The sequence below is a fragment of the Priestia sp. GS2 genome, from assembly GCF_036409025.1.
Classification (GTDB): domain Bacteria; phylum Bacillota; class Bacilli; order Bacillales; family Bacillaceae_H; genus Priestia; species Priestia aryabhattai_A.
On sequence record NZ_JAZGJX010000001.1, the window covers coordinates 329,288 to 353,563 of the forward strand.

Annotated in this window: 27 protein-coding genes; 23 read left to right on the forward strand and 4 right to left on the reverse strand. The window is 37.3% G+C overall.

Annotated features, from left to right (window positions below):
• Positions 1 to 23 precede the first annotated feature (23 nt).
• From recD2 to V2145_RS01740, 16 genes are all read left to right on the forward strand, one after another.
• Positions 24 to 2,387, forward strand: coding sequence for an SF1B family DNA helicase RecD2 (gene recD2 / locus V2145_RS01665; RefSeq protein WP_094910887.1), 2,364 nt, complete (start codon positions 24 to 26; stop codon positions 2,385 to 2,387).
• A gap of 129 nt (positions 2,388 to 2,516) precedes the next feature.
• A complete protein-coding gene (locus V2145_RS01670) occupies positions 2,517 to 2,708 on the forward strand; it encodes a hypothetical protein (protein WP_131888322.1) in 192 nt (63 codons plus the stop codon).
• 22 nt (positions 2,709 to 2,730) lie between these two features.
• Positions 2,731 to 2,865 (forward strand): YrzQ family protein, encoded by a 135-nt coding sequence (locus V2145_RS01675; protein ID WP_094910885.1) that lies wholly within the window; start codon positions 2,731 to 2,733, stop codon positions 2,863 to 2,865.
• A gap of 128 nt (positions 2,866 to 2,993) precedes the next feature.
• The gene (locus V2145_RS01680) at positions 2,994 to 4,058 is read left to right on the forward strand and encodes an AI-2E family transporter (protein WP_397428327.1); all 1,065 of its coding nucleotides are present in this window, start codon (positions 2,994 to 2,996) and stop codon (positions 4,056 to 4,058) included.
• A gap of 399 nt (positions 4,059 to 4,457) precedes the next feature.
• Complete coding sequence (gene alaS / locus V2145_RS01685) at positions 4,458 to 7,091, forward strand: alanine--tRNA ligase (protein ID WP_330987271.1); 2,634 nt, start codon at positions 4,458 to 4,460, stop codon at positions 7,089 to 7,091.
• Positions 7,092 to 7,175: 84 nt separating this feature from the next.
• Entirely contained in the window at positions 7,176 to 7,445 is a 270-nt protein-coding gene (locus tag V2145_RS01690; protein ID WP_094910882.1) for an IreB family regulatory phosphoprotein, read from the forward strand.
• On the forward strand, positions 7,446 to 7,862 hold the full coding sequence (ruvX, locus tag V2145_RS01695) for a Holliday junction resolvase RuvX (RefSeq protein WP_094910881.1): 417 nt from the start codon (positions 7,446 to 7,448) through the stop codon (positions 7,860 to 7,862).
• 115 nt (positions 7,863 to 7,977) lie between these two features.
• Positions 7,978 to 8,271: a DUF1292 domain-containing protein gene (locus V2145_RS01700; protein ID WP_256993314.1), complete on the forward strand. Its 294-nt coding sequence runs from the start codon at positions 7,978 to 7,980 to the stop codon at positions 8,269 to 8,271.
• A 185-nt stretch (positions 8,272 to 8,456) separates the two neighbouring features.
• Positions 8,457 to 9,557, forward strand: coding sequence for an endolytic transglycosylase MltG (gene mltG, locus V2145_RS01705; protein WP_311856595.1), 1,101 nt, complete (start codon positions 8,457 to 8,459; stop codon positions 9,555 to 9,557).
• Between the two features lie 332 nt (positions 9,558 to 9,889).
• A complete protein-coding gene (locus V2145_RS01710; protein WP_210609517.1) occupies positions 9,890 to 10,540 on the forward strand; it encodes an O-methyltransferase in 651 nt (216 codons plus the stop codon).
• Between the two features lie 2 nt (positions 10,541 to 10,542).
• Positions 10,543 to 11,472: a peptidase U32 family protein gene (locus V2145_RS01715; protein WP_094910878.1), complete on the forward strand. Its 930-nt coding sequence runs from the start codon at positions 10,543 to 10,545 to the stop codon at positions 11,470 to 11,472.
• A 52-nt stretch (positions 11,473 to 11,524) separates the two neighbouring features.
• Complete coding sequence (locus tag V2145_RS01720) at positions 11,525 to 12,787, forward strand: peptidase U32 family protein (protein WP_094910877.1); 1,263 nt, start codon at positions 11,525 to 11,527, stop codon at positions 12,785 to 12,787.
• A gap of 7 nt (positions 12,788 to 12,794) precedes the next feature.
• On the forward strand, positions 12,795 to 13,430 hold the full coding sequence (gene udk, locus V2145_RS01725; protein WP_094910876.1) for a uridine kinase: 636 nt from the start codon (positions 12,795 to 12,797) through the stop codon (positions 13,428 to 13,430).
• Positions 13,431 to 13,643: 213 nt separating this feature from the next.
• Positions 13,644 to 14,120: a transcription elongation factor GreA gene (greA, locus tag V2145_RS01730; protein ID WP_094910875.1), complete on the forward strand. Its 477-nt coding sequence runs from the start codon at positions 13,644 to 13,646 to the stop codon at positions 14,118 to 14,120.
• A gap of 165 nt (positions 14,121 to 14,285) precedes the next feature.
• On the forward strand, positions 14,286 to 16,043 hold the full coding sequence (locus tag V2145_RS01735) for a peptidoglycan D,D-transpeptidase FtsI family protein (RefSeq protein WP_311856602.1): 1,758 nt from the start codon (positions 14,286 to 14,288) through the stop codon (positions 16,041 to 16,043).
• Positions 16,044 to 16,157: 114 nt separating this feature from the next.
• Complete coding sequence (locus V2145_RS01740) at positions 16,158 to 16,787, forward strand: YrrS family protein (RefSeq protein ID WP_094910873.1); 630 nt, start codon at positions 16,158 to 16,160, stop codon at positions 16,785 to 16,787.
• A gap of 19 nt (positions 16,788 to 16,806) precedes the next feature.
• On the opposite strand, the gene V2145_RS01745 is transcribed toward V2145_RS01740, so the two are convergent.
• A complete protein-coding gene (locus V2145_RS01745) occupies positions 16,807 to 17,022 on the reverse strand; it encodes a DUF2536 family protein (RefSeq protein WP_094910872.1) in 216 nt (71 codons plus the stop codon).
• Between the two features lie 225 nt (positions 17,023 to 17,247).
• Between V2145_RS01745 and V2145_RS01750 the strand changes: the two genes are divergently transcribed.
• The 5 genes from V2145_RS01750 to V2145_RS01770 all read left to right on the forward strand — a co-directional run bounded on the left by V2145_RS01750 (position 17,248) and on the right by V2145_RS01770 (position 21,172).
• A complete protein-coding gene (locus V2145_RS01750) occupies positions 17,248 to 17,889 on the forward strand; it encodes a class I SAM-dependent methyltransferase (protein WP_094910871.1) in 642 nt (213 codons plus the stop codon).
• 18 nt (positions 17,890 to 17,907) lie between these two features.
• Positions 17,908 to 18,603, forward strand: coding sequence for a 5'-methylthioadenosine/S-adenosylhomocysteine nucleosidase (gene mtnN, locus V2145_RS01755; protein ID WP_094910870.1), 696 nt, complete (start codon positions 17,908 to 17,910; stop codon positions 18,601 to 18,603).
• 119 nt (positions 18,604 to 18,722) lie between these two features.
• Positions 18,723 to 19,646 carry a PLP-dependent cysteine synthase family protein gene (locus tag V2145_RS01760; protein ID WP_094910869.1) on the forward strand — a complete coding sequence of 308 codons (924 nt, stop codon included), beginning with the start codon at positions 18,723 to 18,725 and terminating at the stop codon, positions 19,644 to 19,646.
• A gap of 3 nt (positions 19,647 to 19,649) precedes the next feature.
• A complete protein-coding gene (locus tag V2145_RS01765) occupies positions 19,650 to 20,783 on the forward strand; it encodes a bifunctional cystathionine gamma-lyase/homocysteine desulfhydrase (protein ID WP_210609531.1) in 1,134 nt (377 codons plus the stop codon).
• Positions 20,784 to 20,929: 146 nt separating this feature from the next.
• Positions 20,930 to 21,172, forward strand: coding sequence for a YrhC family protein (locus V2145_RS01770; protein ID WP_311856981.1), 243 nt, complete (start codon positions 20,930 to 20,932; stop codon positions 21,170 to 21,172).
• Between the two features lie 28 nt (positions 21,173 to 21,200).
• Here the strand turns inward: V2145_RS01770 and sigK are convergent, their stop codons facing one another.
• Entirely contained in the window at positions 21,201 to 21,926 is a 726-nt protein-coding gene (sigK, locus tag V2145_RS01775; RefSeq protein ID WP_311856609.1) for an RNA polymerase sporulation sigma factor SigK, read from the reverse strand.
• A 214-nt stretch (positions 21,927 to 22,140) separates the two neighbouring features.
• Here sigK and V2145_RS01780 point away from each other — a divergent pair, with 214 nt between their 5' ends.
• Positions 22,141 to 22,302, forward strand: coding sequence for a hypothetical protein (locus V2145_RS01780; RefSeq protein ID WP_165932596.1), 162 nt, complete (start codon positions 22,141 to 22,143; stop codon positions 22,300 to 22,302).
• 33 nt (positions 22,303 to 22,335) lie between these two features.
• Here V2145_RS01780 and pssA read toward each other — a convergent pair whose 3' ends face one another.
• Both pssA and V2145_RS01790 read right to left on the reverse strand, forming a co-directional pair.
• A complete protein-coding gene (pssA, locus tag V2145_RS01785; RefSeq protein WP_094910866.1) occupies positions 22,336 to 22,875 on the reverse strand; it encodes a CDP-diacylglycerol--serine O-phosphatidyltransferase in 540 nt (179 codons plus the stop codon).
• Between the two features lie 251 nt (positions 22,876 to 23,126).
• Positions 23,127 to 23,267, reverse strand: coding sequence for a sporulation histidine kinase inhibitor Sda (locus V2145_RS01790; protein WP_025911687.1), 141 nt, complete (start codon positions 23,265 to 23,267; stop codon positions 23,127 to 23,129).
• Between the two features lie 491 nt (positions 23,268 to 23,758).
• Between V2145_RS01790 and V2145_RS01795 the strand changes: the two genes are divergently transcribed.
• Positions 23,759 to 24,274 carry a YqeG family HAD IIIA-type phosphatase gene (locus tag V2145_RS01795; protein WP_094910865.1) on the forward strand — a complete coding sequence of 172 codons (516 nt, stop codon included), beginning with the start codon at positions 23,759 to 23,761 and terminating at the stop codon, positions 24,272 to 24,274.
• Positions 24,275 to 24,276 lie beyond the last annotated feature (2 nt).

The window sequence follows — 24,276 nt, forward strand, 5'->3', positions numbered from 1 at the left end:
GAATGTAAAAATGGGGGAATAGTATGAGTGAGGAAGTTCTAAACCCTTTACAACCCGAGGAAGAGAAAACGTACATAAAAGGCACGGCAATTGTCACGGTCTTTCATAACGAAGAAAACTTGTATAACGTAACAAGAATTAGAATAAAAGAAACAAATGTATCTATGGACGATAAAGAAGCGATTGTTACGGGTTATTTCCCTCGTTTAAATGAAGATGAGCTTTACACTTTTATTGGAAATTTTAAAGAACATCCGAAATTTGGCCTTCAGTTTCAAGTAGAGCAGTTTAAAAAAGAGCTTCCCCAATCAAAGCAAGGGGTTATTCAGTACTTATCAAGTGATCTCTTTAATGGTATTGGTAAAAAAACGGCAGAAAATATTGTAGAAGCACTGGGTGAGCGTGCAATTTACCGAATGCTACAAGACCCTGCAGTATTAAAAAAGGTGCCTAGACTTTCTGCTGATAAAGCTGAAAAGCTAATTGCTCAGCTAAGAGAGCACCAGGGGTTAGAAGAAGTAATGGTTAAGCTGACAGATTTGGGTTTTGGTCCGCAGCTTTCTATGAAAATTTTCCAAGCTTATAAACAAGAAGCTCTAGAAGTGATTCAAACAAATCCCTATCAGCTCGTAGAAGATGTGCAAGGAATTGGCTTTAATCGAGCGGATGAATTAGGGAGAAAGCTCGGGTTAGCAACCAATCACCCTAATCGGCTTCGAGCTGGGATTTTATATGTTATTGAACATGAATGCAATCAAATGGGACACGTCTATGTGAAAGCAGAGCAGCTCTATCAGAAAACGGGAGAACTGTTACAAAAGAGTCGTCAAGAGCCACTCTCAGAAATGGATATTACACGCGAGATTGACGCATTAAAAGAAGAGAAAAAGATTATTATTGATGACGATAAAATGTACTTTCCACCGCTTTTTTATGCTGAAAAAGGAGTCGTTAAAGCAATTAGCAAGCTCATGGCCCAAACAGAGTACGCAGAGCAATTTCCCGAATCAGAGTTCCTTCTAGCTCTAGGGGAGTTAGAAGAACGTTTAGGCGTACAATATGCACCTTCGCAAAGGGAAGGGATTCAAAAAGCACTTTTATCCCCAATGCTTCTTCTTACAGGAGGCCCAGGGACGGGTAAAACAACAGTAATTAAAGGTATTGTAGAACTTTATGCAGAGCTTCATGGCTGTTCGTTAAATCCAGGCGATTATAAAAAAGACGAAGGGTTTCCCGTATTGCTTGTCGCTCCTACTGGACGAGCGGCTAAGCGTATGAGTGAGGCAACGGGCTTACCAGCGGTGACGATTCACAGGCTTCTAAAGTGGAATGGACAAGAAGGATTTGACCACAATGAAGAGAATCCAATCAATGGCAAGTTGTTGATTGTGGATGAGGTCTCCATGGTAGATCTATGGCTTGCTCACCAACTCTTTAAATCACTTCCAGCTAGCATCCAAGTAGTGCTTGTAGGAGATGAAGACCAATTGCCTTCAGTTGGTCCTGGCCAGGTACTGAAAGACTTATTACATTCTGAAGCCGTTCCTACCGTACGATTAACAGACGTGTATCGCCAAGAAGAAGGTTCATCTATCATTGATTTGGCCCATGAAATTAAAAAAGGACGTCTTCCATCCGATTTAACTAATCAACAAGGTGATCGTTCTTTTATTCGCTGTTACGGTGGGCAAATTACAGATGTCGTCAAACAAGTGTGTGGCAATGCTGTAAAAAAAGGCTATACGGCTAAAGATATTCAGGTGTTAGCTCCAATGTATAAAGGTCCAGCTGGTATTGATAAGATGAATGAAGTCCTTCAAGAGTTATTTAATCCGGCTTCTCATCAACGGAGAGAACTGAAGCATGGAGATGTAACCTATCGTGTAGGCGATAAGGTGCTTCAGCTTGTCAATCAACCGGATAGCAATGTTTTTAATGGGGATATGGGGGAGATTGTATCTGTTTTTTTCGCCAAAGAAAATACAGAGAAGCAGGATATGCTCGTTATTTCATTCGAAGGAAATGAAGTAACGTATACGAAACAAGACTTTAATCAGATTACGCATGCGTACTGCTGTTCTATTCATAAATCACAAGGAAGTGAGTTCCCCATTGTTGTGTTGCCTATTGTGAAAAGCTATTATCGAATGCTGAGACGAAACCTTCTCTATACAGCCGTCACCAGAAGCAAGCAGTTCTTAATCTTATGTGGCGAAGAAGAAGCGTTTCAAATTGGCGTAAATCGGAACGAAGATAGCGTTCGGCAAACCAATCTACAAGCTCTTCTCAAAGAGCAATTAGTTGATGAGTTAGAAGATCCTGAGGTTCCATTTATGAAAGATGCAAATATTGGTATGGAAAACCTTACGCCGTATGATTTTATGTAAGATATCGCAACCTACAAAAGAATTAAGCATTGTTTAATTCCCTCCTCCTACCCTGGTGTTTAGGTATGGACATGGTAAAAAGTGGACAGAATACGTTTTATAAACGAACGTATAAAAGAGGTGTTCACTTTGTTAAAGTGTCCAAACTGTAGAAGTATTGATGTTGGTAAAATTGGGGTTAATCAATATTATTGCTGGAATTGTTTTATTGAAATGACGATTTCAAAAGGACAAATTAATACCCACCAAGTAGAAGAGGATGGCACATTAAGCTCATTGGATGATCTATTTTCAGAGGATGAGCGTACGATGAACTTTTAACTCATTTAGGGGGGGCTTTGCGATGAATCGAATTATTCCGTCAGTAGTTGCTTTTGGTCTAGGGGCTTATGCGTTTAAAATGGCAGATGACCGAGATATGTTTACAAAGCGCAATATGAAAAAAATGCGCAAGCGTGTAATGAAAGCAATGCACTAAAATCATTGTTGGTCTCTTTACAAAAAAAGCTCTTGCTTAGCAAGGGTTTTTTTTATGTCAAAGGATATCTTAAAAACATCATGAATAAACTCTTTTCTTTGTTGAAAAATAAACATGAGGAGGAGTTTATTGTGAAAGAGGTACCGATTAAATGGTTTTATCGCTTGGGGATTTTTTTGCTGGCACTGCTTTGTATATTGCTTTTATTTAAAATAAAGTTTGTTTGGCTACCGTTTCTTGAGATGTTTTTTAAAGCAATGTTGCCTTTTTTTGTTGCTGCCTTTATTACATATTTACTTCATCCAATTATTGAGAAGACGCATGAAAGAGGTGTTCCGCGACCTCTTGCTATTTTACTCATTTACCTCATCTTTTTTGGTGGAATAGGTTATGGCATCTATAAAGGATTTCCTCTTTTCGTTATTCAGCTAAAAGAATTAAATGAACAGTTGCCCGAACTTACGGAGATGTATAAGGGGTGGGTGCATGAAATTCATGATCGTACTTCAACCCTGCCAAACGGAGTTCATGAGAAAATTGAACAAAGTATTGTCGATTTAGAGCAAACTGTTAACGCATGGTTATTACGAGTAATGGAGGGAGTTAAATCCATCGTTAATTCATTTTTAATTCTCATTATTATTCCATTTATTGTATTCTACCTGCTAAAAGACTTTGGGCTTGTTCGAAAAGCAGTCGCATATATTGTGCCAAAAAGATGGCATGAGGAAGGAAAGCATTTTCTACATGATGTAAATTTGTCATTAGGGAGCTATCTTAGAGGGCAGTTTTTTGTTTGTCTCATCATAGGTGCCATTGCCACGGCTGCATTTTGGTTTTTTAACGTACCGTACGCACTGTTGCTAGGAGTAATCATAGGCATTACGAATATCATTCCGTATTTTGGCCCAATTATTGGAGCAGTACCGGCCGCTATTCTCTCTATGACGGTCTCTGTTAAGCTTGTGCTAATTGTTGTCGTCATTATTTTTGTGCTTCAATTTTTAGAAGGCAATGTTTTATCTCCTCTAATTGTAGGGAAGAGCTTACATATTCATCCTCTTTTTATAATCTTAGCGCTTTTGCTTGGAGGAGAATTTGGAGGAGTATTTGGGTTAATTATTGCTGTTCCCATTTTAGCTGTTGTAAAAATTTCAATTCTACATGTGCGAGGGCATACTTTGAAACATTGACAAAGCAACCCGAATTTGTCATAATATCGCCATAGAAAACGTTACATAGTAAACAATACAATGATGGAACCAAGTAGGCTGTACACTGGTATATAAGAGAAGCACTTCCAAGGCTGAAAGAGGTGCAATACAAAGAATAGCTGAATAGCTAGTCCTGAGTGCAGGAAAAACCTGCCGTTTCAGCAGCGTTAATGCGATGAAGGTGATGAACATACAAGGATGTTCATAATCAGGGTGGTACCGCGAGCTAAACTCTCGTCCCTGCTTTTTGGGATGAGAGTTTTTTTGTGCGCAAATTTCTAAAATTGCCTATTGTATTGTGCGTAATGAAGCAAGCTGCTTTTAGGTCATTCTGTTTTTGTCTATAAATAATGAAGAGTTCTAAAGGAGGAACCAATCATGAAAAAGTTAACATCTGCACAAGTGCGCCAAATGTACTTGGATTTCTTTAAAGAAAAAGGTCATGATGTAGAGCCAAGTGCTTCTCTTGTACCTCATGAAGACCCATCCCTTTTATGGATTAACAGTGGTGTTGCCACGCTAAAGAAATACTTTGACGGACGTGTCATTCCACAAAACCCACGTATTTGTAATGCTCAAAAATCAATTCGTACAAATGATATTGAAAATGTCGGTAAAACAGCGCGTCACCATACGTTCTTTGAAATGTTAGGTAACTTTTCAATCGGTGAATATTTTAAGGAAGAAGCAATCGACTGGGCTTGGGAATTCTTAACAAGTGATAAATGGATTGGCTTTGATTCTGAAAAACTATCGGTTACTATTCATCCAGAAGACGAAGAAGCATTTAAGCTTTGGAATGAAAAAATCGGTGTTCCAAAAGAGCGTATTATTCGTTTAGAGGGTAACTTCTGGGATATCGGTGAAGGACCAAGTGGACCAAATACAGAGATTTTCTATGACCGTGGTGAAGCTTATGGAAACGACTTAACAGATCCTGAGCTGTACCCTGGTGGAGAAAACGAACGCTATTTAGAAATCTGGAACTTAGTATTTTCTCAATTTAACCACAATCCAGACCATACCTACACACCGCTACCAAAGAAAAACATTGATACAGGAATGGGACTAGAGCGTATGGTATCTGTCATTCAAGATGTACCAACAAACTTTGATACAGATTTATTCATGCCAATTATTGAAGCAACTGAAAGTATCTCAGGTGCTAAGTACCGCACGGAAGATGAAAAGGACGTGGCATTTAAAGTAATTGCTGACCATATTCGTACGGTAACATTTGCCGTTGGAGACGGAGCTCTTCCATCAAATGAAGGCCGTGGATATGTACTGCGTCGTTTATTGCGTCGCGCTGTGCGCTATGCGAAGAAATTAGGCATCAATCGTCCGTTTATGTATGAGCTAGTACCCGTTGTAGGCGAGATTATGGTTGATTTCTATCCAGAAGTTAAAGATAAAACAGACTTTATTCAGCGTGTTGTGAAAAACGAGGAAGAGCGTTTCCATGAAACGTTAAATGAAGGTCTTGCTATCTTAGCAACGATGATTAAAAAAGCAAAAGACCAAAGCAGTAATATAATTTCTGGTGAAGATGTATTCCGCTTATATGATACGTATGGCTTCCCTGTAGAGTTAACGGAAGAATATGCAGAAGATGAAAAAATGAAAATAGACCATGCTGGTTTTGAGAAAGAAATGGCAGGTCAACGTGAACGCGCAAGAGCGGCTCGACAAGATTCTAACTCTATGCAAGTTCAAGGTGGCGTACTAGGCGAATTAACAGTTGAAAGTGAATTTGTCGGCTACGATAAAGATGAAGTGGAAACGTTCATCGAAGCCATTATTGTAAATGGCGAGCTTGTTGATAGAGTAACAGAAGGTCAAGAAGCACAGGTTATTTTAAAGCAAACTCCATTCTACGCTGAGAGCGGTGGACAGATTGCTGACCAAGGAGAAATTTCAAATGCGACAGCTGTGGCGTCTGTTAAAGATGTACAAAAGGCACCAAATGGCCAAAACGTACACACGGTAGAAGTAAGAAATGGTGAGCTTGTAAAGGGTGAAACATACACAGCAACAATTAGTGGGAAAAAGCGCGACGCAATTGTGAAAAACCATACGGCAACTCACCTCCTTCATCAAGCGTTAAAAGATACGTTAGGAACGCATGTTAACCAAGCTGGTTCATTAGTAACTCCAGGTCGCTTACGTTTTGACTTCTCTCATTTTGGCCAAGTAACAGCGGAAGAAATTGAAAAAATTGAGACGATTGTTAACGAAAAAATTTGGGGAAACATTGCGGTAAATATTGAAAATAAAGCTATTGACGAAGCAAAAGCAATGGGAGCAATGGCGCTGTTTGGTGAAAAATATGGTGATATCGTTCGAGTTGTTCAAGTTGGAAACTATAGCTTAGAACTTTGTGGTGGTTGCCACGTTGCGAACACGTCTGAAATTGGTCTATTTAAGATTGTGTCAGAATCAGGAATTGGAGCTGGAACACGTCGTATTGAAGCAGTAACTGGAAAAGCAGCTTACCAGTTGATGAATGACCAAGTAACATTGTTAAAAGAAGCAGCAGCAAAAGCGAAAGCAAATCCTCGCGATCTTGTTGGACGTGTAGAAGGTTTACTAGAAGAGATTCGCCAGCTTCAACGTGAAAATGAGTCATTAGCAACAAAATTAGGAAATATTGAAGCAGGAAACTTAATTGACCGTGTAAAAGACGTAAACGGTGTGAGTGTCCTAGCAGAAAAAGTAAACGCAACGGATATGAACAATCTTCGTTCAATGGTAGATGACTTAAAGCAAAAACTTGACTCAGCAGTTATTGTACTAGCAGCACCTCAAGGTGAAAAAGTAAACATCGTTGCGGGAGTGACAAAAGATTTAATTTCAAAAGGTCATCATGCAGGTAAGATTGTAAAAGAAGTGGCAACAATTTGTGGCGGCGGCGGCGGCGGGCGTCCAGATATGGCTCAAGCAGGCGGAAAAGACCCGAACCAAATTGAAAATGCATTGAAGATTGTAGAAGAATGGGTTAAATCCGTTTAATTCTCCGCTTTCTTGGTGTACAATAGAAGTAAGACTTAACATGATTCATAATGTGCTCACAAATTAAACGAGTGAGGTGGGAAAATGAGTTCATTTGATAAAACAATGCAATTCAATTTTCAAGATGAGCCAGCTGAAACAAGCGTCCATGAGGTTTTATTTACGGTTTATGACGCATTGAAAGAAAAAGGATATAACCCGATTAACCAAATCGTTGGATATTTGCTATCAGGCGATCCTGCTTACATTCCTCGTCATAATGATGCGCGAAATACAATTCGCCAATTAGAGAGAGACGAGCTCATTGAAGAACTTGTGAAATCTTATTTACAACAGCATCGAAAGGATTCATAAATGCGCGTATTAGGATTAGATGTTGGTACGAAAACGATTGGCGTAGCTGTAAGCGATGAAATGGGCTGGACAGCTCAAGGAATTGAGACTATTAAAATTGCTGATGAGCAAATGAAGGAGTCTTATCCTCGATTACAGCAGTTAATTGATGAATATTCAGTTGAGAAAGTCATTGTTGGACTACCCAAAAATATGAATGGAACAATCGGTCCTCGCGGTGAAGCTTGTCTTCAATTTGCGGAGGAACTAACGAAGAATCTAGACATTGAAACGATGATGTGGGATGAGCGTTTATCGACAATGGCTGCAGAGCGTGTGCTACTTTCAGCGGATGTTAGTCGTAAAAAGCGTAAAAAAGTCATCGATAAGATGGCAGCTGTTATGATTCTTCAAGGATATTTAGACAGCAAACAATAAGGTTGATTGTTGCTTAGCTTCTGCACGGTTATACTCGATTATAAGAGTCTAATTTGATAAGAAGCTAGGGCTTTCAACTTGTCATAAAATCGCTAGTAACTAGCCGGAAAATGAGGTGTCAAACATGACAGAAGAAGGAAAAATTACAATCGTAGACGAAAGTGGTAACGAACAATTATGTGAGATTCTTTTCACATTTGATTCTGAAGAATATGGTAAATCTTATGTGATTTATTATCCGATTGGTGCAGATGAAAACGACGATGAAGAAATTGAAATTCATGCGTCTGCCTTTACACCAAGCGAAAATGGTGAAGATGGTGAGCTTCAACCAATCGAAACAGAAGAAGAGTGGGATATGGTTGAGGAAATGGTTAATACGTTCCTTGACGAAGAAGAAGGCGAATAAAAAAGTTGGTGGCGAGAGCCACCAACTTTTTTTATGGTTTTCTTTCAAATAATTTACATCTTTACTGTCTATCCTAATGAGGATATGTCTTTTCACTTGCTTTTATAGGCGATCTTGTATGATAATGACGAAAAATGAGATAAATTGTAGTATAATAGTGCGTGCGTATGAGAGGAGGATGCAACTTGTCGCACCAGTCTTTTTTAACCCCTAAAAATAATAAACGAAAAAAAATTATGATTGTGACAATAATTCTTTTAGCTGTACTTATTGGTGGAGGCTTTTTTTATGCCCAATCATTTGTACAACCCGTTGATAAAAACAGTAGTAAACAAGTAAACATAACGATTCCACAAGGTTCTTCAGTACGCTCGATTGGAACGTTGTTAAAAGAAGAAAAGCTAATTAAAAGTGAAAGTGCTTTTCGATACTATATTAAAGCTTCTAGCGTATCAGGTTTTCAGGCTGGAACATACACTTTCTCTCCTTCCATGAGCTTAAGTGAGATGGTAGATATGATGGAAACGGGAGATGTATCAAAGAATCCCGATGTTCGCTTAGCGATTCCAGAAGGGCGTCAACTTGACGAGATAGCTACTATCATTGCAAATAGAACGAAGTATACAGAAGCAGAAGTAATGGATACTCTAGACAATCCTGCTTTTATTGAGAAGATGAAGAAGAAATATCCGGACCTTGTGACGGATGAAGTGCTTAATAAGGATATCAGGCATCCTTTAGAAGGGTACTTGTATCCTGCTACTTACGATTACTATGATTCAAATATTTCGCTTGAAGTTATTTTAGACGAGATGATTGGCAAAACAAATGGTGTTTTAGCTCAATATCAAAAAGAAATGAAGAGCAAAAAATATACTGCTCATCAACTTTTAACAATGGCGTCTTTGATTGAAGAAGAAGCAACGAAACAGGTTGATCGCGAGAAAATTGCAAGCGTGTTTTACAATCGTATTGAAGAGGATATGCCATTACAGACGGATCCAACGGTGTTATATGCTTTAGGTGAACATCGTGAGCGCGTCTACTATAAAGATTTAGAAGTGGACTCACCTTACAATACGTACAGAGAGAAAGGACTTACACCAGGACCAATTGCTAACTCTGGTTTAATGTCCATTAAAGCAGCTTTGGAGCCCGCTGATACAGATTACCTTTATTTCTTAGCGAATAAAGATGGAGAAGTCATCTTTACTAAAACACTCGATGAACATAACCAGGAAAAAGCGACTCATATCACAGGTCCTCGGGAAGAAGATAAGGAATAAAAGTAATAATATATGTTAATTATGTGTTTAAAACCCCCTCTATTTTAAAAAGCAGAGGGGGTTTTAGTTATAAATTTGTATGGATAGCTCTAATAATCGATTCGACTTTTGGCATCTGCTCTACTTTTATGTTAAAATATATCGGGTTTACGTTCAGAAAAAAACCACTTATAATAGACTAGTTGTATATTTTTATTGCGGTATATTTTGTACGTTAGTACATGGTAATTAAGGCTTTTTTAAAGCTTTAGTCACGTTTATTTAGTAAATCAAACTATATATAACCGCTTTTGACTAACGTCAAACATACTTCTTTGAACGGAGGAAGTGTTTTGCTTTTACAAAATGTTGAACAATATGTAGAAAACCTTATTCCTAAGCGTACAGAGCTTGTTGAAGAGATGGAGAACTATGCAAAAGAGCACGTGGTACCAATTATGGAACTTATCGGAATCGAAACATTGCTTCAAATTCTTCGCCTTCATCAGCCAGCACATATATTAGAAATTGGGACAGCCATCGGCTATTCTGCTATTCGTATGGCTGAAGCATTGCCAAATGCTAAAATCGTTACGGTAGAACGTAATGAAGATCGTTATAAACAAGCTCAATTATTCATTAATCGAGCTGAAAAGAAAGAACAGATTAAAACCTTGTTTGGAGATGCTTTAGAACTTCAAGCAGACATTGAAAAAAATGGCCCTTACGATGCCGTGTTTATTGATGCTGCCAAAGGACAATATCAGCGATTCTTTGAGCATTATGCACCACTCTTAAATAAAAAAGGTATTATTATTTCAGATAATATTTTATTCAAGGGGCATGTAGCAACAGATTTATCGCAGATTGAAACGCGTCGTAAGCGAAGTTTAATTAAAAAAATTGATGCATACAACGTATGGCTAATGGAACATCCAGATTTCCAAACCACAATTTTACCAATTGGGGATGGAATTGCAATTAGTATAAAAAGAGGTGACTGACAATGAAAAAACCTGAATTATTAGTAACACCAACTGCTGTTTCAGATATTAAACCATTAATAGAAGCAGGTGCAAACGCATTTGTAATTGGTGAACAGCGATACGGGTTAAGACTTGCAGGAGACTTTAAGCGTGAGGATATTGTAGAGGCAGTTAATGTTGCACACGCTCATCATGCAAAAGTTTATGTAGCTATGAATGCATTATTTCACAACGATAAAGTAGCTGAGTTAGATGAATATATCTTATTTTTACAAGAAGCAGGCGTAGATGCGATTGTCTTTGGGGATCCGGCAGTATTGATGGCTGCTCGTGCAGTTGCGCCGAAAATGAAGCTTCACTGGAATACAGAGACGACGGCAACTAACTGGTATACATGTAATTATTGGGGGCGAAAAGGTGCTAAGCGTGCAGTATTAGCTCGCGAGCTAAGTATGGACAGCATTATTGATATTAAAGAACATGCAGAAGTAGAAGTGGAAGTACAGGTCCACGGAATGACATGTATGTTCCAATCGAAGCGCTCTTTATTAGGTAATTATTTTGAATATCAAGGTAAGGTTATGGAAGTTGGAAATCGTAAGCTTGAAAAAGACATGTTCTTATTCGACAAAGAGCGTGATAACAAGTATCCAATTTACGAAGATGAGAACGGTACACATATCATGAGTCCAAACGATATTTGTATTATCGACGAGCTTGCAGAAATGATTGATGCGGAAGTCGATGTCTTTAAAATTGACGGCGTGTTAAAAAGCTCAGAATACATTATTGAGGTAACGAAAAAGTATCGCAAAGCTATTGATTTATGTGTAGAGAATCGTGAAGAGTATGAAAATCTAAAAGATGAGTTACTAGAAGAAATTGAAGGAATGCAACCAGCAAATCGTCCTCTTGATACAGGGTTCTTCTTTAAAGAAACTGTTTACTAAGCATCATGAGAACGGAAAAATCGAAAAAGTAGACAATTAGGAGGTACTAACTATGGCTGTACAAATCGATACGGTTGTTAATGGGAAGCGTGTTATTACGAAAAAGCCCGAGTTGTTAGCTCCAGCAGGCAATCTTGAAAAGTTAAAAGTAGCAGTACATTATGGTGCTGATGCGGTCTTTATCGGTGGAAAAGAGTTCGGTCTTCGCTCAAATGCAGGCAACTTTTCATTAGAAGAAATGGCTGAGGGAGTAGAATTTGCCAAAAAATACGGAGCACGTATTTATGTAACAACAAATATCTTTGCTCATAATGAAAACATGGATGGCTTAGATGAATATTTAATGGGATTACAAGCTGCTGGCGTAGCTGGAATTATCGTAGCTGACCCGTTAATCATTGAAACATGCCGTAAGGTTGCGCCAAAGCTAGAAGTTCACTTAAGCACTCAGCAGTCGCTTTCAAACTGGCGTGCTGTTCAGTTCTGGAAAGAGGAAGGTTTAGAGCGTGTTGTATTAGCACGCGAAACTGGGGCTGATGAGATACGTGAAATGAAAGAAAAAGTAGATATTGAAATTGAAACATTTATCCACGGAGCTATGTGTATTGCTTACTCTGGTCGATGTACGTTGAGTAATCATATGACGGCTCGTGATTCAAATCGTGGTGGTTGCTGTCAGTCATGTCGTTGGGACTACGACTTATTCAAGTTAGAAGGCGAAGCAACAGAAGTTCCTTTATTCAATGAGTCAGATAGTCCGTTTGCAATGAGTCCAAAAGATTTAAATTTAATTCAGTCAATTCCAAAAATGATTGAGCTTGGTATCGACAGCTTAAAAATTGAAGGCCGTATGAAGTCAATCCACTATATTGCAACAGTTGTAAGTGTCTACCGCAAAGTTATTGATGCTTATTGCGCAGACCCAGAAAACTTTGTAATTCAAAAAGAGTGGTTAGATGAGCTTGATAAATGTGCTAATCGTGATACTGCGCCTGCTTTCTTTGAAGGTGTACCAGGCGTAGATGAGCAAATGTTTGGTATTCATGGTAAGAAAACAACATTTGATTTTGCTGGACTAGTGTTAGACTATGATGAAGAAACAAGCATGGTAACACTCCAACAACGAAACCACTTTAAGCCTGGAGACGAAGTGGAATTCTTTGGCCCAGGAATTGAAAACTTTACACAAGTAGTCGGCACAATTTGGGATGAAAAAGGAAATGAGCTAGACGCTGCTCGTCATCCGTTACAAATTGTAACGTTTAAGGTAGACAAACCATTGTCTTCTTACAACATGATGCGGAAGGGGATGTAATAAGAAAATGGGGAAAAAGCCCGTTGTAATCGGTATTGCTGGTGGATCTGGCTCTGGAAAAACAACTGTTACAAAAGCAATTTATGAATATTTTAAAGGTCATTCAATTATGCTTCTGGAGCAAGACTATTATTATAAAGACCAAAGTAACCTGCCATTTGAACAGCGTTTACAGACGAATTATGATCATCCTTTAGCATTTGATAATGACCTTTTAATTGAGCACTTGCAGAAATTATTAAATTATGAGAGCATTGAAAAACCTGTATATGATTATACTATTCATACTCGCTCTCAAGAAGTTATTGTAGAAGAGCCAAAGGACGTTATTATCTTAGAGGGGATTTTAGTGCTCGAGGACAAACGTCTGCGTAACTTAATGGATATTAAGCTGTATGTTGATACAGATGCTGATTTACGTATTATCCGCCGAATGTTACGAGATATTAAAGAGCGTGAGCGTACGCTAGAATCCGTAGTCGATCAATATATTTCAGTGGTACGTCCAATGCATAATCAGTTTATTGAACCAACTAAGCGATATGCTGATATTATTATCCCAGAAGGCGGACAAAACCACGTAGCAATTGATTTAATGGTAACGAAAATCCAAACAATTCTTGAACAAAATGCGATTTTATAATAACATAGCATAGATACAGGGATTTTTTTGAAAATAAAATCGTCATATTCTATAAAAAAGGTCTTGACATATAGTAGAGAAACGAGCAGCTTCTAATTTGAAGCTGTCATTTCTCTATTCACTGAGATTTTAGAATATGAAACCTTTTAGTACATACAGAAAACACTGTATAAGGCACTAATGTATTTCGATTTTATAAAGGAGTGAAGGGTTATGGCACAAGAAAAAGTGTTTCCAATGACGGAAGAAGGAAAGCTAAAATTAGAACAAGAATTAGAATATCTGAAGACGGTAAAGCGTAAAGAAGTAGTAGAGCGTATTAAGATTGCTCGTAGTTTTGGTGACTTATCAGAGAACTCTGAGTACGATTCAGCAAAGGATGAGCAAGCTTTCGTTGAAGGGCGTATTACAACGCTTGAAAATATGATTCGCAATGCAAAAATTATTGAAGAAGATGTAGAGAATTCTTCAATTGTATCTTTAGGAAAATCTGTTACGTTTGTTGAACTACCAGACGGAGACGAGGAAACGTATACAATTGTAGGTAGTGCGGAAGCTGATCCATTTGAAGGCAAAATTTCAAATGACTCTCCAATTGCTAAAAGCCTAATAGGCAAGCAGGTTGGAGATGAAGTAACAGTTCAAACTCCAGGCGGAGAAATGGCTGTTAAAATTGTTACTGTAAAGTAAATATAAGTCAATTAGCTTGTTAAAAGGAAGCGCCAACGAATAGTTTCGTTGATGCTTCCTTTTTTTCTACTTCTATAAAAAATTTTAATTCTGAATTTTATCTGTTGTGTTTGTTTGAAAAAAAGATACATCGGCGACAATGGTACAGAGTGAGGTGTATCGACATTGAGAGTAGTTCGAAAACGAATGCAATCGATTTTGATTATTATTATGTTGTTAATTTTTTTACTTATTGGCAGACTCGTTCAAATACAGCTTATTAGTACAGAATCATTTTCAAATCATAATGTTAATTTAATTGAAGAAAGCGTTCATCAGCGCACACAAGAGATGGTAGTAGACGATGGAAGAGGGAAATTTATAGACCGCAACGGTCAATCGCTTACATCCGTTACGAATAATCGTCTTGTGCTGTTTCCGTTTTTAAATGAAATGAAATGGCCTATGCAGCAGGTTTCTACTATTACGGGAATCTCGACAGTAGAGATGGTTACAAAGCTAAAAGATACGAGGTCTCCCGTAGCTGTTGGAGATCATTTAACTATTGATCAGTTAAAGCAAGTAAATGAATTAAAGATACCTGGAGTTTTTGGTGTTCCATTAAAGGATAACCGTCCTATACCTATTGCTGAGCATGTAATTGGTTTAGTGAGACAAAGTCAGGAGAAAATCGTAGCACAGTATGAAGATAAATTGAAAAGTGGGGAATTAAAAACAAATACGCCGATTGGCATTACAGGTATGCAAAAGACATTTGACGAATTTCTTCTACCACAGCAAGAGTCGAAGTTGTTATATCACGTGGACCGGTTTGGGGGCCCCATGTTTGGAATTGATGTTAAGTATACGGGGGATGCTAATCCTTTTTATCCAGTAAATGTGAAAACGACGTTGGATTTGACAATTCAAGAAAAGGTAGAAGAGTTATTAGAACAATATAACTTAAAAGAAGGCGGAGTAGTACTATTAGATATTGAAAAGAGTAACATCTTAGCCATGGCTAGTAGACCTAATATCAATCAAACTCACCCGTATGAAGAAAAAGCAAAAGGGTTATATAATCGCATGCTAATTCCACAAGTCCCTGGATCAGTGTTTAAAACCGTCACGGCAGCTGCTGCAGTAGAAGAAGGGATTCTTGCTCCGAATATGACGTTTAATTGTAATCAAAGCATCTATGACCAACCGTTAGAGGATGGTCATCAAAAAGGGATGTTATCCTTTGAAGAGAGCTTTGCTCAAAGCTGTAACAAAACATTTGCACAGCTAGCTAAGCAGATGAGTGAAAAAAACCCTGATTCATTGGACCAATATGCTCAAAAATTAGGTCTGACGGAACCTGTGGGATGGAGCGGAGATGTGTTTCACTTTGACCATTTTACACAGCTTCAAGAGGGAAAAGGAACAGTATGGCAGAAAGATACCAATAAACATGTTCCTAATGCCATTTCTCAAACCGCAATCGGTCAGTTAGACGTGAAGCTTACTCCTTTAGCAGTTGCTAATATGATGGCTACGATTGCTAGAGGTGGAGAAAAGCGACAAGTAAAGATAGTCGATGAAATTCAATATAAAAACAAAGCTTCGCTTTATACGTTTAAAAACAAAAAGTTACCTGGCGAAAATATAGAAAAGCAAACAGTTAGGGAACTTCAACAGTTACTAAGTCAAGTTGTTCAAAGTGATGATGGCACGGGGAGGCGTTTTCGAGATCTTCCTTACTCAGTAGCAGGAAAATCTGGTACTGCTGAAATTGATGTAAAGAACGAAATCGTCAATAAGTGGTTTGCTGGATACTTTCCTGCCGACAAGCCTAAGTATGCGTTAGTAGTCGTGGATTTGAATACAAAAAGTACAATATCATCTACAAATCAAGTTTTTTATGATATTGTTAAAGAAATGTATGATTTAAATCATCAATAACTAAAAACCATGTAAAAAATATTACAAAAATGCTTCAAATGAAGGTATGTGCTTCATGAATTTCCAAACACATGGTAAAATAGAACATTATAAAAGTTGGAGGAAGTTGTAGCAATGAATAACAATCGTTCTTCAAGACATCAAAACAAAGAAAAAAAGGTTAACCGATTATATAATGTGTTAATTGCCGTAGTTGCGGTATTGATTGTCTTTATCGGTGGCTCACTTATTCTTGGAGGAGGATCAGATGAGACATCTCCAGAACAGAATAATGAGCAAACGCCAAAGTCCGAAAATAATAATGATACGGAGCAAAATACTCCTGAAGAAAACACGGAGGAACCTGCAGCTGATGAAGAAGCGGATGAAAATGCAACGGATGATGAAGCAACAGAGCAAGAGGAATCTTCTGATGTAGAAGTGGAAGAAAATCCTGAGCCAGGTGTTGAAAGCCGTACAGTAGATCCATCTTGGGAACCTGTAGGTACAGAGCAAGGTGAAAAGCCAGCAGCTACGTATAAAAAAGGTTCAACTGACTGGAATGAAATGCTTGCAGCCGTTGGTGCTGGAGTAGGTGTTAATCCAAGCGATATGACAGTATGGCGTTTAGGTAATAATGGTGCTCCTGAAAAAGCAGTGGCAACAATTAGCCCTAAAGGTGAAGGTTCAGTAAAATATCGAGTGGAGATTGAATGGGTAGAAAACGAAGGTTGGAAACCAACTGTCGTTGAAAAATTATCTTAACAAAAAAGCGGCGCTTTTATTAGCGCTGCTTTTTTAATTTGAAATGAACAACAGCAGAGTAGAGCTTTTTACCTTTGTCATAGTCCACTGCCATTTGATGTGACACACTTTTTACTTCTAACAAGATAGCTTTATTTTGTTCAATTTTGTTGCTAATTTGCTTTTCTAAATCCTTTAAATCATGTGATTCAAAAAACTCAATCTTATCCTCAATCATATCAAACTGAAAGTTCATAGTTATTCTTTCCTTTCTGCATCCCATATTTACCAAGCTTTATTTTAACAAGAATTCTTGCCGAAATAAATTTATTATGATACTTTAAGAACAATTAAACTTTTAAATCATACTATATCTATAAGAATTATAAGGAAAAGAAAAATGACCTTTTAAATAACAGCAACTTTTTATTGTACAAAAATAACTTGGATAGTAACAAATTTAAACATGAGGGTGAGATAGATGGGAAGAGAGTTTTTAAACATCTTTGAAAAATGGGCAGAAAACTATGATTCGACTGTTGAAGGGCATGATCAAGAATATCAAGAAGTTTTTCGAAACTATGAAGAGATTTTACAAGCAGTTGCAAATCGTTCATCAGGAAGCGTAATTGAATTCGGTGTTGGAACCGGGAACTTAACGAAAAAACTGCTGGAAAACAATTTAACCGTAACAGGAATTGAGCCTTCAAATTCAATGCGAAAGCTTGCGGCAGGAAAGCTAGGTGAACTAGCTACTTTATCTGACGGCGATTTCTTAGCGTTTCCTGCTCCAAAAGAGCAGGTTGATACAATTGTTAGTACTTATGCTTTTCATCACTTAACAGATAAAGAAAAAGAGCTTGCGATTAGAAACTATAGCAACCTTCTACAAACAGATGGTAAAATAGTGTTTGCTGACACGATGTTTGAAACAAACGAAGCGTTTCAAGAGACGATTGAATATGCTAAGCAACATAAATTCTTTAACTTAGCGGAAGACTTACAAAGAGAATATTATACAACGATCCCTGTCTTAAAAAATCTTTTTGAGCAAAATGGGTTTGAAGCAACTTTTGAACGTTTCAATCATTTCGTTTGGATTGTGGAGGCAACGAAACAATAACAGAAAGAGGTTCGTATAATGAAAGTAGCAATCATTGGTGCTATGGAGGAAGAAGTAACCATTCTCCGAGACAAGGTAGAAAACAGAGAAGAAACAGTCATTGCAGGCTGCGAATATTCAACTGGTACAATCAATGGAGTTGAGGTAGTACTGTTGAAGTCGGGAATTGGAAAAGTAAATGCTGCATTATCAACAGCAATTTTATTAGAGAAATTTCAGCCAGATTATGTAATTAACACAGGATCTGCTGGTGGGTTTCATCCAGATCTAAATGTTGGAGATGCAATTATTTCATCGGAAGTACGTCATCATGATGTTGATGTAACAGCATTTGGCTATGAGTACGGTCAAGTTCCAAATTTACCAGCTGCATATCAAGCTGACGAAAAACTTGTTGAGATCGCAGAACAAAGTGCACAAGAAGTAACGGATATGAAAGTAGCTAAAGGTTTAATCGCAACGGGTGACTCATTTATGAATGATCCAGTTCGCGTTGAATTTGTAAGAGAAAAATTTCCAGAATTAATGGCAGCCGAAATGGAAGCAGCTGCAGTGGCTCAGGTTTGTCACCAGTTTAAAGTGCCTTTCGTTATCATCCGTGCATTATCTGATATTGCTGGTAAAGAATCAGATGTATCGTTTGATCAGTTCCTTGAAAAGGCAGCTGTAAACTCTACAAACTTAGTATTAAACTTTTTATCCAAATTAAAATAATAAAAGCTATCTAATGTTACCAATGCTATTTTATAGTATTGGTACTATTGGAATTTAATTCATACTAAACAGGTATGTTAACTATAAATGGTAACTTCTACTAAAGAGGTGTTGGCATCATGGAAGTCGTAAAAAGTATCCATGAATTAATTGGAAAAACCCCTATCATTGAAATTACAAAATTCTCGCTTCCTACAGATGTAAGATTATTTGCCAAGCTTGAATACTTTAACCCTGGAGGAAGTATTAAAGATCGTCTTGGAAAAGAGCTAATTGAAAGAGCACTTGCTGAAGGGAAGGTTACTGATGGTGGGACGATAGTTGAACCAACTGCAGGAAATACCGGGATCGGGCTTGCTCTAGCAGCTGTTCCATACAATTTAAATGTTATTGTATGTATTCCTGAAAAGTTTAGCATTGAAAAACAGGAGCTTATGAAAGCCCTTGGTGCGAAAGTTATTCATACGCCTACGAGTGAGGGAATGAAAGGAGCTATTCAAAAAGCAAAAGAGCTTGTTGAAGCTATTCCAAACTCTTACTGCCCGCAGCAGTTTGCAAATGCTGATAATCCTCTAACGTATTATAAAACGTTAGGTCCAGAGGTATATGAACAGCTCGATGGTCAAATCGATATATTTGTGGCAGGAGCAGGGACAGGTGGTACGTTTATGGGTACTGCTCAGTATTTAAAAGAACAAAATTCATCAATAAAAACAGTGATTGTGGAGCCAGAAGGATCAATTTTAAATGGTGGCCAACCAGGGCCTCACAAAACAGAAGGCATTGGAATGGAATTTGTACCAAGTTACATGGATACAAGTTATTTTGATGATATTCATACTATTAAAGATGACTTAGCATTTAAAGCCGTTCAAGAGCTAGCGGTAAGAGAGGGGCTATTAGTAGGGAGTTCATCAGGAGCTGCTTTTATGGCCGCACTAAAAGAAGCACAAAAAGCTGAGCCTGGTACAAATATCCTTACTATTTTCCCAGATAGCAGTGAACGATATTTAAGTAAAAAAATTTATGATGGAGGTATTTAAATAATGAAGCGTAAAACACAGCTTATTCACGGTGGAATTGCAGGAGATCAACATACTGGAGCAGTATCAGTTCCAATTTATCAAGTAAGCACGTACAAGCAAGAAGAAGTTGGGAAACACAAAGGCTATGAATATTCACGTACTGGAAATCCAACTAGACATGCTCTAGAAGAATTAATTAAAGACCTTGAAGGAGGAGAAGCAGGATTTGCGTTTGGATCGGGGATGGCTGCAGTTACAGCGGTTATGATGTTGTTTAACAGCGGTGACCATGTTATTTTAACGGATGATGTATATGGCGGTACGTATCGTGTAATTACAAAAGTGTTAAATCGTATCGGCATTGAAGCGACATTTGTTGATACAAGTAATGTTGCAAACATCGAAAAAGAAATTAAAGAAAATACAAAAGCACTGTACATTGAAACACCAACAAACCCATTATTGAAAATCACCGATATTTCAGAAGCTACACAAATAGCGAAAAAGCATGATTTAGTAACGATTGTCGATAATACATTTAGCACACCATACTGGCAAAACCCAATTGAGCAAGGAGCGGATATTGTTCTCCATAGTGCAACAAAGTATCTAGGAGGCCACAGTGATGTTGTCGCTGGCTTAGCTGTTGTGAATTCAAAAGAACTGGCAGAAGAACTTCATTTTATTCAAAATTCAACTGGTGGTATCTTAGGTCCACAAGACTCATGGTTACTCATGAGAGGGATGAAAACGTTAGGAATTCGCATGGAAGAGCATGAAGCAAACACAAAGAAAATTGTGGACTACTTAAGCAATCATCCAGCGGTACAAAAAGTTTACTACCCAGGCCTTGAAAGTCATCCAAACCACGCAATTGCTAAGCAGCAAGGAAGAGGGTTTGGTGGTATGGTATCATTTGATGTAGGCAGTGAAGAGCAGGCTAATAAGCTATTAACTACGGTAAAATACTTCACGTTGGCTGAAAGTTTAGGAGCGGTGGAAAGTTTAATTTCTTTACCTGCTAAAATGACACATGCTTCTATTCCAGCTGATCGTCGCAAGGAGTTAGGAATAACGGACGGACTAGTACGTATATCAGTAGGTCTTGAAGATGTAGAAGACTTAATTGAAGATTTATCAAATGGCTTAAAATAAAAGAGATTGGGTGAACTCCCAATCTCTTTTATTTACATAAATTGTCACCCTTGTGCTGGTGTTCTGTATGTTACCATAAAGATAGGATTTCTAGTCACCACACGTACTAAGAAACGTAAAAAGCTTAGGGGAAAAGGGTGAAGCTTATGAATCAAAAAGAATTAAAATTAATTAAACAAAAAATAGAAGATTATCGACGATTTATTTATGTATTGTTAGCTATAGGTACATTTTTATATATTGGTGTATTAATTGGGCAAGGTGAAAAAACATTTGTTCAATTAATGTTCATGTCTGGAGTAGATGTTGTTTTATTAATAGTAGCCTTTTACTTTGCTTATCAAGCTAAAAAGTTAAAGAAAAAAATAAAAGATGAGATTTCGTCATAAAGATGTATAAAGAAAAGTGGAAAAAGAGTTAATTTTTCTTTCCATTTTTCTTTTTTTCTTTTTCAGCACGATAAAACTCATGAAACATCTTCATTAATGCGCGTTTCTCAATGCGAGAAACATAGCTTCTAGATATATTGAGTTCCTTAGCTATTTCACGCTGGGTTTTTTCTTTCTGTAAATCGAGTCCGAATCGTCCAACAATTACCTCTTTCTCACGTTCATCAAGAATGTCGATATACTCTTTAATTTTCTCTAATTCCATATTTAGCTGAATCATATCAATGACATCATCCGATTCGGATTTTAAAATGTCAATAAGGCTAATTTCATTTCCTTCTTTATCTTGGCCAATTGGATCGTGCAACGACACGTCCTTTTTTGTTTTCTTTAAAGCTCTCAAATGCATTAAAATTTCATTTTCAATACACCTTGCCGCGTATGTTGCGAGCTTTGTACCTTTTCCTTGAGAATAGCTTTCAATCGCTTTGATTAAACCAATTGTTCCGATTGAGATAAGATCTTCAGCGTCTTCCCCCGTATTTTCAAATTTTTTTACGATGTGTGCTACGAGTCGAAGGTTGTGTTCAATTAATAAGTTTCTTGCTTCTTGGTCTCCTTCAGCCATTAAAGTTAAATAGCGTTTTTCTTCTGCAGCCGATAGGGGCTGTGGAAAAGCGTTATTTTTAACATACGACACAAGAAATATCAACTCTTTAAAAAAGTATCCGAGCGCTGTAATAATAGTTGACATTTTCACACCTCCAGTTAGTGTAAGCGATAAAGCCGTGACATTAAACTATATGTTAGGCGGGCTTACTATGTGCCTGTACGGTTAAAAATAACGGCAAGACAAGCGAGTTTCGCAAAATTCTTTTTAAGAGGTACAGACACAATGGACACCTGCCCATACATAAGCTATCTTTTTGAATAAATTATAAGTAATACGTATGTAAGGAGTGACAACTATGTCATATGGATATGGCGCATATGGGTGTTATCCAAGCTATCCATGTTATCCACCTTGTGGCGGCGGAGGATATGGATGGGGAATAGGGTTACTAGTTGTTTTATTTGTACTACTACTTATTTTCGGCGGCTTTTACTGGTTTGGATGTTACTGGGATTAATAAAAAACCTCATGCGAGCGCATGAGGTTTTTGTTATACTTTCTTTAGTTTAAACGTGCTAACCATTAAGAAAGATAAAATAATGGTTAAAAACATAAAAACATAGGACGGTAAGTAAGGTACAGATAAGTAGCTTAGGGTTAATAAACAACCTGCAGCTGTAATCGGTAATCCTGTAAAATAACCGTTGTTCTCTGTAATATTAAAGCGTGCTAATCTTAGAGCACCACATGCAATATATACAATAGCGAATACGGCTCCAGAAGCTCCGTAGCTAAACAGGATGCTTTGATATAGTAGTAGAGCCGGAGCAATACCAAATGATATAATATCGCACATGGAATCTAGCTGTTTCCCAAGTTCTGATTCAATATTTAACTTCCGGGCAACCATTCCATCAAAGCGATCAGCTAGCGCTGCAAGAAAAATAAGCAGTAAGCTAAGCTTTAATTCATCACGTAGAATGAATAAAATGGAAAAGCTACCAAGACTTAAATTTAGTAATGTTAAAGCATTTGCTGATTGGGATTTTATCTTTTTAATTGTATGATCAAGATAATCTAATAAAAACAAGTTCCTCACTCCTTTTAGAGGATGACCTCCTATAGCATGATGATAGAAAAGATCGTAATTTCATTTTAGACGTAAACGAGAGGCTAGTAAAGAACTATTGAAGTTTGGCACCTTAAAATTATAGGAATGTATATAAAGGTTGTTAGCTGCACTAAAGCAAAAAAATAGAACCTATTTAAGAAAGAGAAAAGCTTGTCAGATGAACGGGTACTGGACAGGCTTTACTACTCTCAAATAGGCCCTTCTATTAGTTAAGATGGAATCTGAATGGTTATTTTTAATGATCGGCGTTGAATTTCTTTTTCAATTAGCTGAATGAACTCTGGACTTAATTGTAACTGTGTAGCTTTATAATATGATTCGATAAGAAGTTCATCTGATAACTTTCGCATGATAATGCCGCCACCTCCTGTAAAAAAGATAGGTGCTTTAATTCTAAGAAGTATCTCGTGTCCTAATAGTATTCTTATTCATAATGTATCATGAATCGAAATATAGAACAATCGTTCTGTTATCCACAATTATAAGTGGATAAGCTGTGGGTATTTTGTTTATAATTACCAATAATGCATAATCTATGAAAGGGATAATGTGAATAAAATTATCCACAGAATACCAGTTAGCATAATTTGTCGAAAAGTTTCTTGAGAAAATATCGGAAATTTTAAGGTTTTTTCATTTGTTTTTAATCATTTTATTCTTTTTTTGGTGAAATTAAGATATGATTATAGTTTGACTGCAGAAATTTCAACAAAAGAAATAGCTGATGAAAATAAGTAGTATTTAAATATAAATGACTGGTGGAAAAATGAACATACCCCGTGATAATGATCGGTGGAAATTGTTCTTAGAACGTTATTAATATAGTTGAGGTGCATAATACGTGTTAAAACTTTTTTTACCAAACCAACATGTGAAAAGTGTATTGCAAATTAAACCTGAGGATTTAATTGAGCGAGGAGTAAAAGGCATTATCACAGATTTAGATAATACGTTAGTGGAGTGGGATCGACCTGACGCAACGCCTGAGCTTATCGAGTGGTTTAAGTTAATGCAAGAACACGGTATTAAGATTACTATTGTATCGAATAATGTGGAAAAGAGAGTTAAGCTCTTTTCAGATCCTGTAGGGTTACCATTTGTTCATCAAGCAAGAAAGCCGATGAGAAAAGCATTTAGACGAGCACTGCGTGATATGGAGCTACAAAAAGATGAAGTAGTTGTCATTGGAGACCAGCTCTTAACAGATGTACTAGGCGGAAATCGCTTAGGTGTGTATACCATTTTAGTTGTGCCCGTTGCGCAGACGGATGGATTTATTACAAAATTCAATCGTAAAATGGAGCGACGTATTTTAGCGTGGATGAAAAGAAAAGGTATGATTAATTGGGAGGAATAAAA

Excerpts from the sequence above, each read along its gene's own strand:
- recD2 (WP_094910887.1), top strand. The coding sequence starts at position 24 with ATGAGTGAGGAAGTTCTAAACCCTTTACAACCCGAGGAAGAGAAAACG.
- V2145_RS01675 (WP_094910885.1), top strand. The coding sequence starts at position 2,731 with ATGAATCGAATTATTCCGTCAGTAGTTGCTTTTGGTCTAGGGGCTTAT.
- alaS (WP_330987271.1), top strand. The coding sequence starts at position 4,458 with ATGAAAAAGTTAACATCTGCACAAGTGCGCCAAATGTACTTGGATTTC.
- V2145_RS01690 (WP_094910882.1), top strand. The coding sequence starts at position 7,176 with ATGAGTTCATTTGATAAAACAATGCAATTCAATTTTCAAGATGAGCCA.
- ruvX (WP_094910881.1), top strand. The coding sequence starts at position 7,446 with ATGCGCGTATTAGGATTAGATGTTGGTACGAAAACGATTGGCGTAGCT.
- V2145_RS01715 (WP_094910878.1), top strand. The coding sequence starts at position 10,543 with ATGAAAAAACCTGAATTATTAGTAACACCAACTGCTGTTTCAGATATT.
- V2145_RS01720 (WP_094910877.1), top strand. The coding sequence starts at position 11,525 with ATGGCTGTACAAATCGATACGGTTGTTAATGGGAAGCGTGTTATTACG.
- udk (WP_094910876.1), top strand. The coding sequence starts at position 12,795 with ATGGGGAAAAAGCCCGTTGTAATCGGTATTGCTGGTGGATCTGGCTCT.
- greA (WP_094910875.1), top strand. The coding sequence starts at position 13,644 with ATGGCACAAGAAAAAGTGTTTCCAATGACGGAAGAAGGAAAGCTAAAA.
- V2145_RS01740 (WP_094910873.1), top strand. The coding sequence starts at position 16,158 with ATGAATAACAATCGTTCTTCAAGACATCAAAACAAAGAAAAAAAGGTT.
- V2145_RS01745 (WP_094910872.1), bottom strand. The coding sequence starts at position 17,022 with ATGAACTTTCAGTTTGATATGATTGAGGATAAGATTGAGTTTTTTGAA.
- V2145_RS01750 (WP_094910871.1), top strand. The coding sequence starts at position 17,248 with ATGGGAAGAGAGTTTTTAAACATCTTTGAAAAATGGGCAGAAAACTAT.
- mtnN (WP_094910870.1), top strand. The coding sequence starts at position 17,908 with ATGAAAGTAGCAATCATTGGTGCTATGGAGGAAGAAGTAACCATTCTC.
- V2145_RS01760 (WP_094910869.1), top strand. The coding sequence starts at position 18,723 with ATGGAAGTCGTAAAAAGTATCCATGAATTAATTGGAAAAACCCCTATC.
- V2145_RS01765 (WP_210609531.1), top strand. The coding sequence starts at position 19,650 with ATGAAGCGTAAAACACAGCTTATTCACGGTGGAATTGCAGGAGATCAA.
- V2145_RS01770 (WP_311856981.1), top strand. The coding sequence starts at position 20,930 with ATGAATCAAAAAGAATTAAAATTAATTAAACAAAAAATAGAAGATTAT.
- sigK (WP_311856609.1), bottom strand. The coding sequence starts at position 21,926 with ATGTCAACTATTATTACAGCGCTCGGATACTTTTTTAAAGAGTTGATA.
- V2145_RS01780 (WP_165932596.1), top strand. The coding sequence starts at position 22,141 with ATGTCATATGGATATGGCGCATATGGGTGTTATCCAAGCTATCCATGT.
- V2145_RS01790 (WP_025911687.1), bottom strand. The coding sequence starts at position 23,267 with ATGCGAAAGTTATCAGATGAACTTCTTATCGAATCATATTATAAAGCT.